This window comes from Parabacteroides sp. 20_3 (assembly GCF_964238835.1).
Classification (GTDB): Bacteria; Bacteroidota; Bacteroidia; order Bacteroidales; family Tannerellaceae; genus Parabacteroides; species Parabacteroides distasonis.
On record NZ_CAXSNO010000010.1, the window covers coordinates 91887 to 106731 of the forward strand.

The 14845-nt window shown below is 47.7% G+C and carries 10 protein-coding genes; 4 read left to right on the top strand and 6 right to left on the bottom strand.

What is annotated here, in order from left to right:
• The 4 genes from murQ (at position 1) to ACESPU_RS19160 (ending at position 2814) form a co-directional block, all read left to right on the top strand.
• Positions 1-831, top strand: coding sequence for an N-acetylmuramic acid 6-phosphate etherase (murQ, locus tag ACESPU_RS19145; protein ID WP_373133596.1), 831 nt, complete (start codon positions 1-3; stop codon positions 829-831).
• A 43-nt stretch (positions 832-874) separates the two neighbouring features.
• Positions 875-1537 carry an MgtC/SapB family protein gene (locus tag ACESPU_RS19150; protein WP_005855247.1) on the top strand — a complete coding sequence of 221 codons (663 nt, stop codon included), beginning with the start codon at positions 875-877 and terminating at the stop codon, positions 1535-1537.
• A gap of 63 nt (positions 1538-1600) precedes the next feature.
• A complete protein-coding gene (locus ACESPU_RS19155) occupies positions 1601-2242 on the top strand; it encodes a hypothetical protein (RefSeq protein WP_005865620.1) in 642 nt (213 codons plus the stop codon).
• Positions 2239-2814 (top strand): uracil-DNA glycosylase family protein, encoded by a 576-nt coding sequence (locus ACESPU_RS19160; protein ID WP_005855251.1) that lies wholly within the window; start codon positions 2239-2241, stop codon positions 2812-2814. Before ACESPU_RS19155 ends, ACESPU_RS19160 begins: the two co-directional genes overlap by 4 nt.
• A gap of 935 nt (positions 2815-3749) precedes the next feature.
• On the opposite strand, the gene ACESPU_RS19165 is transcribed toward ACESPU_RS19160, so the two are convergent.
• From ACESPU_RS19165 to ACESPU_RS19190, 6 genes are all read right to left on the bottom strand, one after another.
• Entirely contained in the window at positions 3750-4625 is an 876-nt protein-coding gene (locus ACESPU_RS19165) for a hypothetical protein (protein ID WP_005865624.1), read from the bottom strand.
• Positions 4626-4664: 39 nt separating this feature from the next.
• Complete coding sequence (locus ACESPU_RS19170) at positions 4665-6425, bottom strand: RagB/SusD family nutrient uptake outer membrane protein (RefSeq protein WP_005865626.1); 1761 nt, start codon at positions 6423-6425, stop codon at positions 4665-4667.
• A 15-nt stretch (positions 6426-6440) separates the two neighbouring features.
• A complete protein-coding gene (locus tag ACESPU_RS19175) occupies positions 6441-9686 on the bottom strand; it encodes a SusC/RagA family TonB-linked outer membrane protein (RefSeq protein WP_373133598.1) in 3246 nt (1081 codons plus the stop codon).
• A gap of 364 nt (positions 9687-10050) precedes the next feature.
• Positions 10051-10929 (bottom strand): AraC family transcriptional regulator, encoded by an 879-nt coding sequence (locus ACESPU_RS19180; protein ID WP_005865630.1) that lies wholly within the window; start codon positions 10927-10929, stop codon positions 10051-10053.
• A gap of 34 nt (positions 10930-10963) precedes the next feature.
• The gene (locus tag ACESPU_RS19185) at positions 10964-13162 is read right to left on the bottom strand and encodes an alpha-galactosidase (protein WP_195205494.1); all 2199 of its coding nucleotides are present in this window, start codon (positions 13160-13162) and stop codon (positions 10964-10966) included.
• Between the two features lie 70 nt (positions 13163-13232).
• Positions 13233-14726 (bottom strand): IMP dehydrogenase, encoded by a 1494-nt coding sequence (locus ACESPU_RS19190; protein ID WP_005855263.1) that lies wholly within the window; start codon positions 14724-14726, stop codon positions 13233-13235.
• Positions 14727-14845: the final 119 nt, after the last annotated feature.

Here is a 14845-nt window from a genome sequence, read left to right on the forward strand (position 1 = left end):
ATGGCATTTCAAAAGATAACCGAGTCGGAATCGTTGTACGATAATCTGGATCAGATGTCTGTCCGGGAGTTGCTGGAAGGCATCAATAACGAGGACCGGAAAGTGGCGATCGCCGTTGGCCGGGAGATCCCGAAGATCGAGAAGCTGGTAACCCGTATCGTAGAGCGGATGCGGAGAGGCGGCAGGCTCTTCTATATCGGGGCGGGTACGAGTGGTCGCTTGGGTGTCTTGGACGCCTCCGAGATCCCTCCCACGTACGGTATGCCGAATACCTTGGTGATCGGTTTGATCGCCGGCGGCGACCGGGCGCTCCGGAATCCCGTGGAGTCGGCGGAAGACGATCTGGATAAGGCTTGGGAGGAACTTCAACAATATCATATCAATACGAATGACACCTTGGTGGGGATAGCCGCCTCGGGTACGACTCCCTACGTGATCGGCGCCCTGCGTAAGGCACGCTCCGGGGGAATCCTGACGGCCTCTATCTCCTGCAACCCGGACTCCCCGATGGCGGCGGAGGCGGAGATCGCCATCGAGCCGGTAGTAGGTCCGGAGTTCGTCACCGGAAGTACGCGGATGAAGAGCGGTACGGCCCAGAAGATGGTGCTGAATATGATCACGACCTCCACGATGATCAAGCTTGGCCGGGTGAAGGGGAACCGGATGGTGAACATGCAACTGACCAACCAAAAATTGGTGGATCGTGGCACCCGTATGATCATGGAAGAGCTTCGTCTGGATTACGAGCAGAGCAAGAATCTCCTGCTCCTACATGGCTCCGTCCGGGAGGCGATCGATTCTTATCACCGTGAATGGCGGCTGAATCAATAAATAATTCCTATCTTTCGGGGTAAAACCTAAAAGATCGTTGATTATGATGTGGGATTTCATACTAAGACTTTTCGTGGCAGGTATTCTGGGCGCCGTTGTCGGGCTAGACCGTGAGTACCGTGCGAAGGAGGCGGGTTACCGGACTCACTTCCTTGTTTCGTTGGGTAGCGCGTTGATCATGGTTGTCTCCCAATATGGCTTCCAAGATGTCATCCTAGAGAATAGCGTAAGTCTCGATCCGAGCCGTGTGGCCGCCCAAGTGGTGAGTGGCATCGGTTTCATCGGGGCGGGTACGATCATCATCCAGAAACAATTCGTGCGGGGATTGACTACCGCCGCCGGTATCTGGGCGACCGCCGGTATCGGTCTGGCCGTCGGCTCAGGCATGTACGGGCTCGGTATCGCCGCCACTTTGTTGACGCTCGCCGGGCTGGAGCTGTTGAGCGTTATTTTTAAAAGCATTGGGATGCGAAGTTCCTTGGTGGTATTCTCTACCTCCGACAAGGAGGCGATCAACCGGATCGCCCGTGTTATCTACGAGAAAGGTTTCCTGCTGGTAAGCTATGACATGAAAAGACTGGGGCATCAGGAGAAGGACGAGTACGTCGTCAGCATCGTGTTGAAGGCCCGTAAAAACACGGAGGAAAGTCCACTGTTGCTATTGATGGAGCAATTTCCGGAGGTTACGGTGGAGAGAATTGAATAGTTATTCTGCATTGGCGGTAAGTTTTCGTATATTTGCGGCTCGAAACTATTTAATAATCGTACGATGAATTTTATTTCTAAGCTATTCAAGAAGAACGTATCTGAGGCGGAAGAGGCCGGCAAAGGTTCCGTGGAGGAGTTCGTATCTTTAATCCGTGTATATTATCAAGCCGTTATGGCTGTGAACTTGGGTATCACCAACTTGAACATGCTCGCCGATATGGCTTTGTTCAAACGCATGTTGAAGATACCGACCCAGAATAACAAATTGGGTGTCGCCGAGAAATCCCGTGTGCGCAAGGTGTTGATGGAGGATTACGGCCTAAGCGAGGCTTTCTTCAAGGAGATCGACAGCTCGGTGAAGAAGAACTGCAAGAACCAGAACGATATCAAGACGTATTTCTTCATGTTCCAAGGTTTCTGCAATGACTTGTTCAACTTGCTTGGTAATCTGATGCAGTGGAAGTTCCGCTTCTCCATGCTGGTGAAGAAGTTGCTGTATAATATGACGACGAAGACGGTTCACGAAATCTTGACCAAGTCCGAGTGGAAGGATATCAGCGTGCAGAAGGCCGCGTGGAGCGTGCGTAAGTATGCCGAGAAACTAGGCTACTCCGAGCAATGGATCACGGACTTCGTGTATAACGTCGTGCTTCTGGCGAAAGAGGACCAGAAGAAGGAACTCAAAAAGAACAAGGAAGCATGACCACCGAGCTGCATCCGCTAGGTTTCTTCCTCCCGGAGAATACGAGATTGCTGATGCTGGGAAGTTTCCCGCCTCCAAAAGCTCGTTGGAGCATGGATTTTTATTACCCGAATATCCAGAATGATATGTGGCGCATCCTTGGCTTGATTTTCTATGGGAACAAGGATGCGTTCCTGCGAGACAAGAAGGCGTTCAGCGAGGAGAAGGCGAAGGCTTTCTGCCGGGAGAAGGGGATCGGGATCGGTGATACCGCCATGGAGGTGATCCGCTTGAAAGCGAACGCCTCCGATAAGTTCCTTGAGGTGGTACGGCCGATCGATCCGGAAAAGGTCTTGTCCCAGATACCGGAATGCGTGGCGATCGTGGTAACCGGGCAGAAAGCGATGGATACTCTCCTCTCCGTATTGCCCGGCACGGAGGAGCCGAAAGTGGGCTTCTCGTCGGAATTTTCTTGTATGGGAAGGACGATGAGGCTGTTCCGTATGCCTTCATCCTCTAGAGCTTATCCGAGGCCGTTGGAGGAGAAGGCCGCCGTTTACCGGGGGATGTTTGAGACGTTGGGGATGGTGTGAGGCAAGTCTGCCATACAGCATTCCTCGTTTACGCCCCACCTCTTCAAGGAGTGCGGTAAGCTCGGAAACGTCCTATCTGAATGATGTCCAATTATCTCTTTCGTGTATATACATATTTTAAGTACTTGATGCGACATTAGAACAGGAGAAACGCTGCGATATTTGCGACGTTATTCAGTTTAAAACGTCCGATTATGGAGTTTAATGCACGAACTTATTTTCAGTAAGGTACAGTTGTAGCATCTTATCGCCGTAAGATGTATGATCTTACCGTTGTAAGATGTATCATCTTTCACGGATACTTGACATCTCCTTGTCTGGCATCTTTTAGCAAAGTGACAGTTTGTAAATTTAAGTCCCGGAGAATCGATTCTTTCGGGCAAAGGTGCGGTATGCTCCCGAAAACGAAAGAAAAAAGCGACAATCGATTGGTTGATAGGGCAATGCTGGAAAACGGCCTTTTATTCTAGCGGGATTTATTCATCGTATTTCATGTTTTGGGGGCAGGAAGGGAAGAAAAACGGTGCTACAATAGGGTTATAACAGGGTAAGAATGCCCATTTGCGACGACTCATAACCCTATTCTTGACTACTTACGATGCCCAACGGCAGTATTGGCGTAGCCTAACACGACCAGTTGCGTAGGCTTCCGCCACCTATCGTGTGTGAAAAACGCTCTATTTTAACAAAAAGGGGCACTTCTTGCTACCTCTTTCTCGCTAGTTTGCTAGGTTTGGAAAATAGGTGTGTCAAGGTAAATGCTCTATGGAAATCAAAAAGATGGCGAGAGACCGGTTGGGTTGACGGAAGGATATTTGCTGGAGAGTGGACATGATATAAAAAGAGGCGGATACCTTATGTATGGCCCGCCTCCTTTTTATTTTATGCATGAATAACTAGGGAATAGGGGGATCCTTATTCCCTAAATTATTAGTTTATTCCTTCGCCTTGAAGGCCCAGAAAGTAGCCTCACCCCATTGTGCCGTACCGGAGGCGGCGTAGGTTAAAACAAGGTTCTTGTCGTTCAGAAGCATGATATCGAACTCTGTCGGTTTATAACCGTTTCCATTGATCATGTAAGGGAATAAGATTGCTCCCTCGGATGTGTATAGCTTGCCGATTTCCCAAGAATCACTGGCCGTCATATCAAAGGAGAAAGTTCCTTCGTTGATCGTTTGGGATCCCGTGTTCTTCACGATTTTCTTGCCGCTCAGGATGAAGGTCATGTAAGCGTCCGGAGTTTCCTCGCCTGTAGCTGGAACTTTTAGACCCTCTAATTGTCCGGTAAGATCTGCGGGTGCGCAAGTCCACCAGATGCCGTTCTTGTTCGTAATGAAGTCTTCTGCGTTAGAAGCGGCTTTATAACCAAGGTTACCCCAACAGCCTCCTAAAACCTCGGAATCGTATGTCCAAACCTTCTCTCCATCTCCACAGAGATATGCCCATGCCGGGTCTACATCTACGTAAGTCGTGATGCTGAAAGTCTTTTGAAAAGAGGTGATGCTGCCATCTTGATTTATGGTACGAATCGTGAACGTTTGAGACTCCTCTCCACCGGGAGTTAAGTCAAACGATCCACTTGTTCCAGTGGTCAGGATATTTCCTGAGGGATCAAGTATCTGTACGGTCGTGGATGGATTTGTAGCGTATGTAAATTTGTTTTGACCTTCTACCGTTTGCATTAGGGTAGCGGCCTGTTCCAATTGCGCTTCAGTCATACTCGCTGCTATGGAGCCTTCTTCCTCTACCGTAGGATCGCAGGCGGTGAGGAGCATCGCGAAAAGTGAGATAACTATACTATATTTCTTCATGATTTTCTAATTAAAAGTTTGACCTTATTGAAATCGTTTTTACCATCGGTTATATTGGCTGTCTGAACCTTCCCAACCGGCGTTCTGGGTGATGCTGCCGTTCGACATATCCACCTCGCTCTCCGGTATCTTGAAGAATCCGGCGGTAGCGTTATATCGTGTGGCGTAGCCACCTCCGTGGGCTTTGTTAGAGTCCTCTTGGCCATTGGTGTATATCTTCACGTTGGTCTGCTTTTCCAATGCGGCGGCGGCTATGTGCCAGCGACGGATATCATTCCAGCGGATACTCTCAAAAGCGAGTTCCCAACGACGTTCGTTTTGCAGGGCTTGGAGTGAGTAAGACGAGATGGGGCTCAAGCCTGCTCTCTCTCGAACCCGGTTGATTCCGTCCGTGTTCTCTTTCAGCTCGGATTGCATTAGTAATACATCGGCGAAACGGATAAGCACAAGGTCGTGGATATTGTTCAGCTGTAAATTCTCGGAACCCTGTGCCCAGCCGTCAGTCCCGTACATTAGGTTCTCGAAGCATACGGAGTACGTGTCTCCATTTTTAGCGGCAACAGGGAGCCACTTCTTGGAGAGGTATCCGGTCTCTTGGATAAACTCACCACCGCCGCCGAATGCCCATCCTTGCTCGGTCCAAGCGGCGCAATCCGAAATGGAGGCGTCACGGCGTTTGTCGTTAGGCTCGGAACTTTTCCAATCGCTTACGAGGTTCGGGGCGGCGGGTCCTGCTCCCCAGCCTTGCCCGAAGGGGAAGGACTCGGCCACGCCTGCCATGCCGCGTACGCCGAAGTGTAGGGCGAAGTTATTCGCGTAACCAATGCTTGTGCTCCAGTCGGCTAATTTGTTGTATTTGATAGCGAACAAAGTCTCCGGATTCACGGCGTTGTCATCTTCCACCCATTTCAGGCCCTGTCCGGTGGTATAGTCGTAATCTTCTACCGTAAACCGGTTTGTATAGGCCCAAAGGTTGCGGAAGTCCGACGTGACCAGCGAGTAACCAGAATTGTTCACGCAATCGTCGATGTAGCCGATCACTTGGTCTTTCGTCAGTGTGGAACCGTCGGGCAAAGCCACGGAAGTCAACGGTGAGTAAGTGGTGCTGGTAAGCGCAGCCAAATCCTCGCCATTGCAATACATGCCTGTATAGAATAACCAAGCACGGCCCAACATGGCTTCGGCGGTGTATTTATCGACATGTCCGTCCGTCTTGCGAGTGGCGGGCATAATTTCCGCTGCATCACGCAGGTCTTGTAGGATTTGTCCCCATAGCTCAGCGGCGGTCGGTTGGCTTGGCTCAACGGATTGTGAGGTGATAGTGAGAGGAACACGACCGTACATGGAGGCCAGCTCGTAATAATAGAAAGCGCGTAGGAATTTCGCTTCTCCCTCTATCTGGTTCTTGTCGGATTCTGCCAGTTGGATATTTTCAATACCATCCAGCAAGGAGTTCGCACGGTTAATACCTTGGTAACGGTCTTTCCAGAATTGTTGGGTCATGTCTTGCTTGGAGTTCAGCAACATATCCAGAGATTGCATATGCAAGTCGTTTGGACCTCCGCCCCCTAGGCAATCGTCGCTGGCCAGCATGGCGGCGTAAAGGAAAGAGCACTCAGGTGTGGCGGACACTTGGTTCAAGTTCTGATAGATACCGGCTAACGCTTGTGTGGCATCCTCGGTCGTAGCGGGAAAGTTCTCGCTACTTTTTGTTACGTAATCCTCGGCATCCAGCGTACAAGAGGTGATTCCCCCCATGATCGAGGCTGCGATACCGATTAAATATATTGTTTTTTTCATCTTGATAATCAATTATTAGAATTTGACATTAACTCCTACCATATAGGTTCTCGCTTGGGGGTAGTTACCTACATCCACGCCCGTTACCCAGCTCTCTTTATCGTTGAGAGCGGTTCCGCACTCTGGATCCATTCCTTTATAACCTGTGAAGGTAAAGAGGTTTTGGGCGGAGACATACAAGCGAAGCTGCTGGAATTTGCAACTTTTCCATAGACGTTTGATGTCGTAGCCTAGGGTTACGTTTTGGATACGGAAATAGTCTGCGTCGTCCACGTAAATATCGGAAATGTTGATATGGTTCACGGTGTTACCGGGCAACAGGATCGGGTATCGGTTGGATGTTCCCTCGCCATGCCAGTAATTGTAGACGTTGCTGCTATAGTTATCGAACTGTCCGTTACCAAACTTACGATACGTGTGGGCAACCTGCATGCCGAACGCTCCGTAAGTGGAGATGTTCAAGTCAAAGCCTTTCCAGCTAAAATCTAGATTCAAGCCCATCGTAAGGTCTGGATGAGGATTACCGATCTCCGTCTTATCGCTGTCGTTGATCACGCCATCGCCATTGACATCGACAAATTTCAAGTCACCCGGGGCTATCGAGGTGCCTTGCAGGGAGTTAGAGGCATCCCCACCGCAATTCTGGTCAAGATAGGTCTGTATATCCGCTTGATTTTGCATCACGCCATCGGTCTTATAGCCCCAGAAGTAACCGATAGGATGTCCTTCTTCCATACGGGCCATATAGGTGGTTCCCTCGGACAGAAGAGCGTTACCTCCATTTACGTAATGAGTACCGTTATTAACTTCTGTTACCTCATTCTTGTTATGCGCGAGGTTCAAGCCGATGCCATAGCTAAAGTCTGAGCCTACCTCATCCCTCCAATTTAAGGCAAGCTCGATACCCGTGTTCTTAACTGTACCGGCATTTGCGACCATGGAAGAGAAACCGTTGATTGAAGATACGGGTACGTCGATCAGCAAATCTTTTGTTTTCTTACTATACCAATCGAAGTTTGCGTTTAACCGGCCGTTTAAGAAGCGTGCGTCTAAACCTACGTTCGTCTGCTCCGATGTTTCCCATGTAATCTCGTTATTGGGTAACAAAGAGGGGTAAGCGCCTTGGGTTCCTCCGTTTTTATTATTATTGAAGGAATAAAGTCCTAAATCACCGAACGCGTATGTGGAGGCGTATTTGTACGCTCCAATATTCTCGTTACCATTTTGTCCCCAACTGGCGCGAACCTTCAAGAAATCCATCCAGTTTTTCGTGTTTTCCATCCAGCTCTCGTTACTCATCACCCAACCTGCGGAGAATGAGGGGAAGTAACCCCAGCGATGACCGCTGGAGAAATTGGAGGAACCATCGGCACGGACAATCGCGCTAAACATATAAGTTTCCTTGAGGTCGTAGTTGATACGGCCGAAATAGGATAGGATGGAGTGATCATCCACGGGATATCCTCCCACTATACCAGCGGTACGACCGGAGAAGTTGTTGAAGTAAGCATGCGAGAAATCTCCGAAGATGCTGGTCGTGGCGTGTCCTTCGATGGTTTCCGACATATTATTACCTTCTCTGGAATACTCTGTACCGACCAATACGTCGAAATGATTCTCCTTTACGTCGAAAGCATAGCTCAATGTATGTGTCATACCCCAATTCCAACCGATGGTCATATTCTCGTCCAGATAATCATCCGTATTCTGGTCGTTGTTATTATTTTTATAGATGCCGTTGTATGCTTTGTAGAGGCTGGAGTTCTGTTTGTAGTAGACTTGGCCTTTATACTTCAAATCCTTTAACGGCTGTATCTCTATATAACCGATGGCGCTAAGATTGTGGTTCCGGCTTTTATTATTGCCACTGGTGGTATTTAACAAGGTGTTCATCGGGTTATTGATGTATTGGTTGAGCCCGAGTAAACCCATTGATCCGGATCCTTGCGCGATCAAGTCGTCGTAGTCGAATAACTCTCCTTGGCTATTGTATAATGGAACCAATGGATTGGCTCCCATCATGCTATAGATGCTGTTGGAGTATTGGTTACCGATTTGGATACCTTGGTTGGATGTGTGTTGGTAATATACGTTCTCACCGAATTTTATGATATCCATATCCTTGTTTTTCCAAAGGATATGCTCGGAATTTAAACGAATGGTGAAGCGGCTGTAGTCGGATTTAACCGGACCACCGAAAATACCGTCTTGATACTGATAACCTACGCCAGTAGAGAACTTGGAGAGCTCTGAACCTCCGGTCACGTTCACGGAGTGAGATGTGGTTATTGCGTTCTTGTTGCGAAGTAACTCCAGCCAGTTCGTACCCGGGTTGGAACCGTTTTGATAGGATTCCAGTAAATCTGCGTCTAGGTATTGTGACCAATTGAAGGGCGATACGCCGGCGTTGAAGTTGATCTGGTCTTGAACGGCCATGTATTCTTTGGCGGTAAGCATATCCGGCATCTTTACTACATTCTGCCAACCGATGTTGCCGTCATAGGATACTTGCACTTTTCCTTCTTTACCTTGTTTTGTGGTAACCAAGATAACACCATTCGCCGCGCGGGCACCATAGATGGCGGAGGAAGCGGCATCCTTTAATACGTCGATACGCTCGATATCGGCAGGGTTCAAGGAATTGATATCGCCACCGGCCACACCATCAATAACATAGATAGGAGCCGTATCTCCATTCGTACCGGCACCACGGATGTTTACTTTAAATCCGTCACCCGGCTGACCGGAAGAAGCCACGATATTGACACCCGGGCTTTGATTCTGTAATGCGCTTAGTGGGCTGATCGTATTACGTTTAGCGACTTCATCGCCTTTTACCTCTACGGTCGCACCTGTCACCAACTTTTTCTTTTGTACACCATAACCTACTACCACTACCTCGTCCAAACTCTGTGAGTCCTCTTTCAAGGTGATCTGTAAGTCGGATGTTTGGGCGGTTACGGGAATCTCTTGGGTCATATAACCGATGTAGGAGATCTCTATGATAGAGCCGGGGGCGGCCTCTAAGCTGAACTTACCATCCAAATCGGTTATCACTCCGTTTGTCGTTCCCTTTACGATAACATTGGCACCGATGACTTCCATTCCTGTTGCGTCTTTCACGGTACCAGTGATTCTTTTTGTTTGTTGCATGACTTCCATCGAAGTACTAGGGGCGGCTAACATTTGTGGTATGCCACCTAGCTGGAAGGCCATACATGCGCCTAAAAACAGCGTCGTTTTCTTAATTGTTGAATTCATTATTTTTTACATTAAATCATATAAGGCTAAACTAAAATTCATTTACTCAATAGGGTCATTAGCGGTTAACTGCTAAAAACATTAGATTTTCGGTCCTTCCTCATAGGCAATTGTTTTTTGTTGTTAATATGTATTGTTAATTTCTGTCGCAAAATTACGTCGGATCCCAAGTGCGTTCAAATACTATTTTATCCAAGAATAATACTTTTTTGCCGGAGTGTATTTTTAACACATCGATGGGGTAGCCGTAGGCATGAAAGCCTTTGTGACTGGTCGCAAAGATAGATGTGTGAAGGAAAAGAGAAGGGGGGATTTTGTATAGAAATAGGGGGGGATATGTATTTATCCCTGTTAAAAAGGTCTCTTATACAATGATTTTTGTCTTTTTGTAGTTATCCCGGAACTCTTTGGGAGAGCAGTTTTTCTTTTTCTTAAAGATACGGTTGAAGTTCGAGAGGTTATTGAAGCCGCAGTCATAACAAATCTCCGCGATGGATCGTTGCGTGTCCACCAGCATGCGGGCGGCGTAACCGATACGGATATCGGTGATATAGTCGGAGAGGGTCTTCCCTGTCCTTAACTTGAAGAAACGGCTGAAAGCGGAAGGGGCCATACCTACGAGTTCAGCCAGTAGGTTCAGGCGGATATCCTGTTGGTATCGCTCGTTGATGTAATTTTGTACTTTTTGGATACGACGACTCTCGGAATGTATATCTGTTATTTTAGCGAACGAGGAACTAGCCAATACTTTGTAGTCCTCCTCGATGGAAAGCTCATACAAGATGGTCAAGAAGTTGATGACCGCATAAAAACTTTGCTCCTCGGAAACCAGTTTTTCCAGTAAATGGTAAACCTTCAAGATGGAAGACATCGGGAAACTGATGCCGCGTTGAGCTTTCTCCAACATTTTCCGGATACTGTTGAATTGGTTTTTCTCCAATATATTATTCCCGAAGAGATTGGGAGAGAACTGGATCGTGATCTCATGGATCAGAGGCGATTTACATGCGTTCTGCTCCCAGACATGTTCCAGTTCTTTCCCGGTTATCAATACTAACTCGTATTCTCCGATCACTTCCGCGGAATCACCGACCACACGCCTTACCCCCGGAGCGTGCTCAATGAAATTGAGCTCGTACTCCAAGTGGCAATGGATCGGATAGGTAAATTCTGTCTTACGTCGGTCTACGATGTAGAAGCAATCCTTTTCCGATAGTGGGGTTATTTCGTGGATAATGTCCATGTTTAGCTGACTGTTGATAGTTGACAATTGACAGTTAATGAACCTCGGTCAGCTCTATGACCTTGCTACGGGCATGAGCCGTAGAGAACACGTTCATTCCTATTTTCATCAAGAAATCTCCGCTGAAGGTACCTCCGTCGGTAACCAAGGTCGATTTCTGGCCCGGCATGAGGTTTATCTCTTGTACCTTATATTTCTTATTCGGGTCCAATCCTTGTAGCTTTACGGGGAAAGTCTTTTCTCCGAAGCGAGGGTGGATATCATAAGCGAATAGGACGGATTTGCTTTTAGCCTTATCCACGTACATCACGGATGAATGGTTGGTCTCGTAGGGGGAAACAAGACGGTAAAGATCGCCGTCGAGGATCGTGCCCTTTAGACGTTTGTAGTTGGCAACTGCTTCTTGGCAGTATTTCATCTCGTCGTCGTTCATTTCCTTCAAGCTGATATCGAAGCCCATCTTACACATCATGGCCACGTCGGTACGGAACTTGACGGAGGTATTCTTGTTCCAGCTAGTCACGTGGGCGCACATTGCCTTTGCCGGGAAGAACTGGGAGAATCCCCATTGGATATACAAACGCTCGATCGGATCGGTGTTGTCGCTGCACCAGAATTCCGTGAAGTATTTCAATGCCTCGTAATCACAGCGGGCTCCACCTCCGGAACAAAGCATGATTGGTAGGTGAGGGTATTTTTCGGCTACCCGTTTGAATACGTTATAGACTCCTCGTACATGATCAATATATAATTGATTCTGTTTCTCCTTGAGGTAAGGAGAATAGACATTGGTAATCGGGCTGTTGCAATCCCATTTGAAGAAAGCCAGATCCGGATTCTCGATCATGATATTATCCACTACGCTGAATACGTAATCCTGTACTTTCGGGTTACTTAAGTCCAAGACAAGTTGATTGCGGTAGTAATAAGTCTCACGATTCGGTAGATGGATCGCCCAATCCGGGTGTTTCTCGAAAAGTTCGCTCTTGGGGTTTACCATCTCCGGCTCGATCCAGATACCGAATTTCACGCCGGCATCTTTAGCGGTCTGCACCAGATGAGGAATGCCGTTCGGCAACTTATCATGGGTAACCTCCCAATCTCCCAATCCGGCCTTATCGTTTTGACGAGGGTATTTATTAGCGAACCAACCATCATCCAGCAAAAACATATCTACACCTAGATGCTTGGCTTCTTTCATTAGTTCCTCCAATTTCTTCTCGTTGAAATTGAAACCGGTCGATTCCCAGTTGTTCAGTAGGGTAAGGCGATCGCCTTTACCATCCTTGATCTGGTAATTACGTGCCCAATCATGGATATCACGACTGGCTTTTCCGGTTCCTTGGTTACTCAACGTAAAGATAAACTCAGGGGTGACGAACCATTCGTTCGGCTTCAATTCATAGGCGGACGCATAGGGATTGATGCCGGAGATGACACGAAGGTTACCGGCGTTGTCCACCTCGAACGTAAAGCGGTAGTTTCCAGTCCAACCGATCGTTCCCATTAAAACATCTCCTGTATTCTCGCTGGCCGGGGCACCTAACCCAATCTCAAAAAACGGGTAAGCGTGCATGGCGGCACGGGAGCCTAGTTTCGTATCGATAATCTTTTTCCCGAATTTCAAGTCTTGGCTGCTCATCTGTACTTCCTTGGCCCAGTCACCGCTAAACTCGGTCAATACATAGCGAGGACTCTCGAAATAAAGCATATTGGAAGCGTATTGGGTAATCGTGACCGGTTTTTTCTCCATATGACGAATCTCGGTCCAAGCCTTGATGACGTTTTCTTTAGCGAAAGTTACATAATGCAATTTAGCCTCCACTGGGTATACGTCATCTTTCAGGGAGATGATTGTCTCCGTAACGTTATTGTCTAGTTTCTTGGATTCGCTGGAAACATACTTGAATATACTGGTCATGTTCCCGTCGTTGTGCTGGATGGCGAAAGCCGGTTCGAAATAATCCTCCGCTCCTGAACAAGGATACACTTCCCATCCACGGGTTGATACGCTGCCATCCGTTCCGGCTTGGATATTCCATGAGAGGTTCTCAAATTCGGATTCGTTTACTAATTTATTTCCCAGATAAGTTTGGTAGAGCCGTCCGTTGGGGGCTACTTGTAAAATCAAGTCCGTCTCGTTGGTCGAGATTAAGATCATCTTTTGATCGGCGGCTTTTACGAATGGCAAACAAAAACACAAAAGGATAACTGTAAGTAATAGATTTTTCATGGTAAATTATTTGAATGTGTAAATAGTAGAGACGTAGCGTGCCACGCCTCTACTAGAATACATATTGTAATTAATTCTGCTCTTTCAGGATCACGTCGTGAGCGCCACCCTCAACGATACTTGTAGAGGAGACAAGCGTGATCTTGGCATGCTGCTGCAACTCTTGGATAGAGATGGAACCGCAGCTACACATCGTAGCGATCATCTTACCCAATGTTACGTTTAAATTATCTTTCAATTTTCCGGCATACGGTACATAGCTGTCCACGCCTTCCTCGAATTTCAAGGACTCGTTTCCACCCATGTCATAGCGCTGCCAGTTCTTCGCACGGTTAGATCCCTCACCCCAATACTCCTTCACGAAGTTGTTTCCGATTTTCATCTTCTTCGTAGGAGACTCGTCGAAGCGGGCGAAATAACGGCCCATCATCAGGAAGTCGGCACCCATAGCCAACGCTAATACCATATGGTAATCGTGTACCAAGCCACCATCGCTACAGATAGGGATATAAACGCCGTGTCTCTTGAAATACTCGTCACGAGCTTTCGCTACGTCGATCAAGGCGGTAGCCTGTCCGCGACCGATACCTTTCTGCTCACGGGTGATACAGATGGAACCACCACCGATACCTACCTTGATGAAATCCGCTCCGGCGTCAGCCAAGTAGTTGAAACCATCTTGGTCAACCACGTTTCCGGCACCAACCAGTACCTTGTCTCCGTAGGTATCCTTGATCCAGTGCAAGGTCTCGTACTGCCATTCGGAATAGCCGTCGGAAGAGTCGATACACAATACGTCAACGCCAGCCTCTACCAATGCCGGAACACGTTCCTTATAGTCGCGGGTGTTGATACCGGCACCTACTAATAATTTCTTATCTCCGCCGGATAACTCTTTCGGATTCTCACGGTGGCTATCGTAGTCCTTGCGGAATACGAAGTATTGAAGCTTCTGATCCTTGTCGATGATTGGCAATGTATTCAACTTATGATCCCAGATAATCTGGTTCGCCTCTTTCAAGGTCATGCCTAGCTCGCCAACGATTAGTTTAGCGAACGGGGTCATGAAATCTTTCACCTTCATGTCGATCGGGTCTTTGCCTTCACGGTAATCGCGACTGGTTACCATACCTAGCAATTTGCCGTTAGGCGTACCGTCATCTGTTACACCAATCGTAGAATGTTCTGTCCGGCGGACTAGCTCAAGCACGTCGGCCAAGGTATTCTCGGGCGTAAGGTTAGAGTCGCTGATAACGAATCCGGCCTTGAATTTCTTTACTTTGCGAACCATATCCGCTTGGCTCTCGATCGGTTGCGAGCCGAAGATGAAGGAAAGTCCTCCGTTGCGAGCCAACTCGATTGCCAGTTTAGGGCCGGAAACCGATTGCATGATCGCGGAAACGAAAGGAATATTTAATTCAATAGCGGATTTCTCGCCAGACTTGAATTTCACAAGCGGCGTTTTCAATGAAACGTTTGCGGGAATACATTCTTTGGTGGTTAAACCGGGAATAAGTAAATACTCACCAAATGTTCTCGATACATCGTTTAAGTAGATTGCCATAAGATTTTATATTTACAGGATGAGTTTTTTTAATTGCGCAAAAGTAGCGATTTCTGTTCATATATGAATCACATGTTTACATGAAATGTTCGAAATATGCGTCACGCAACATTTATAGT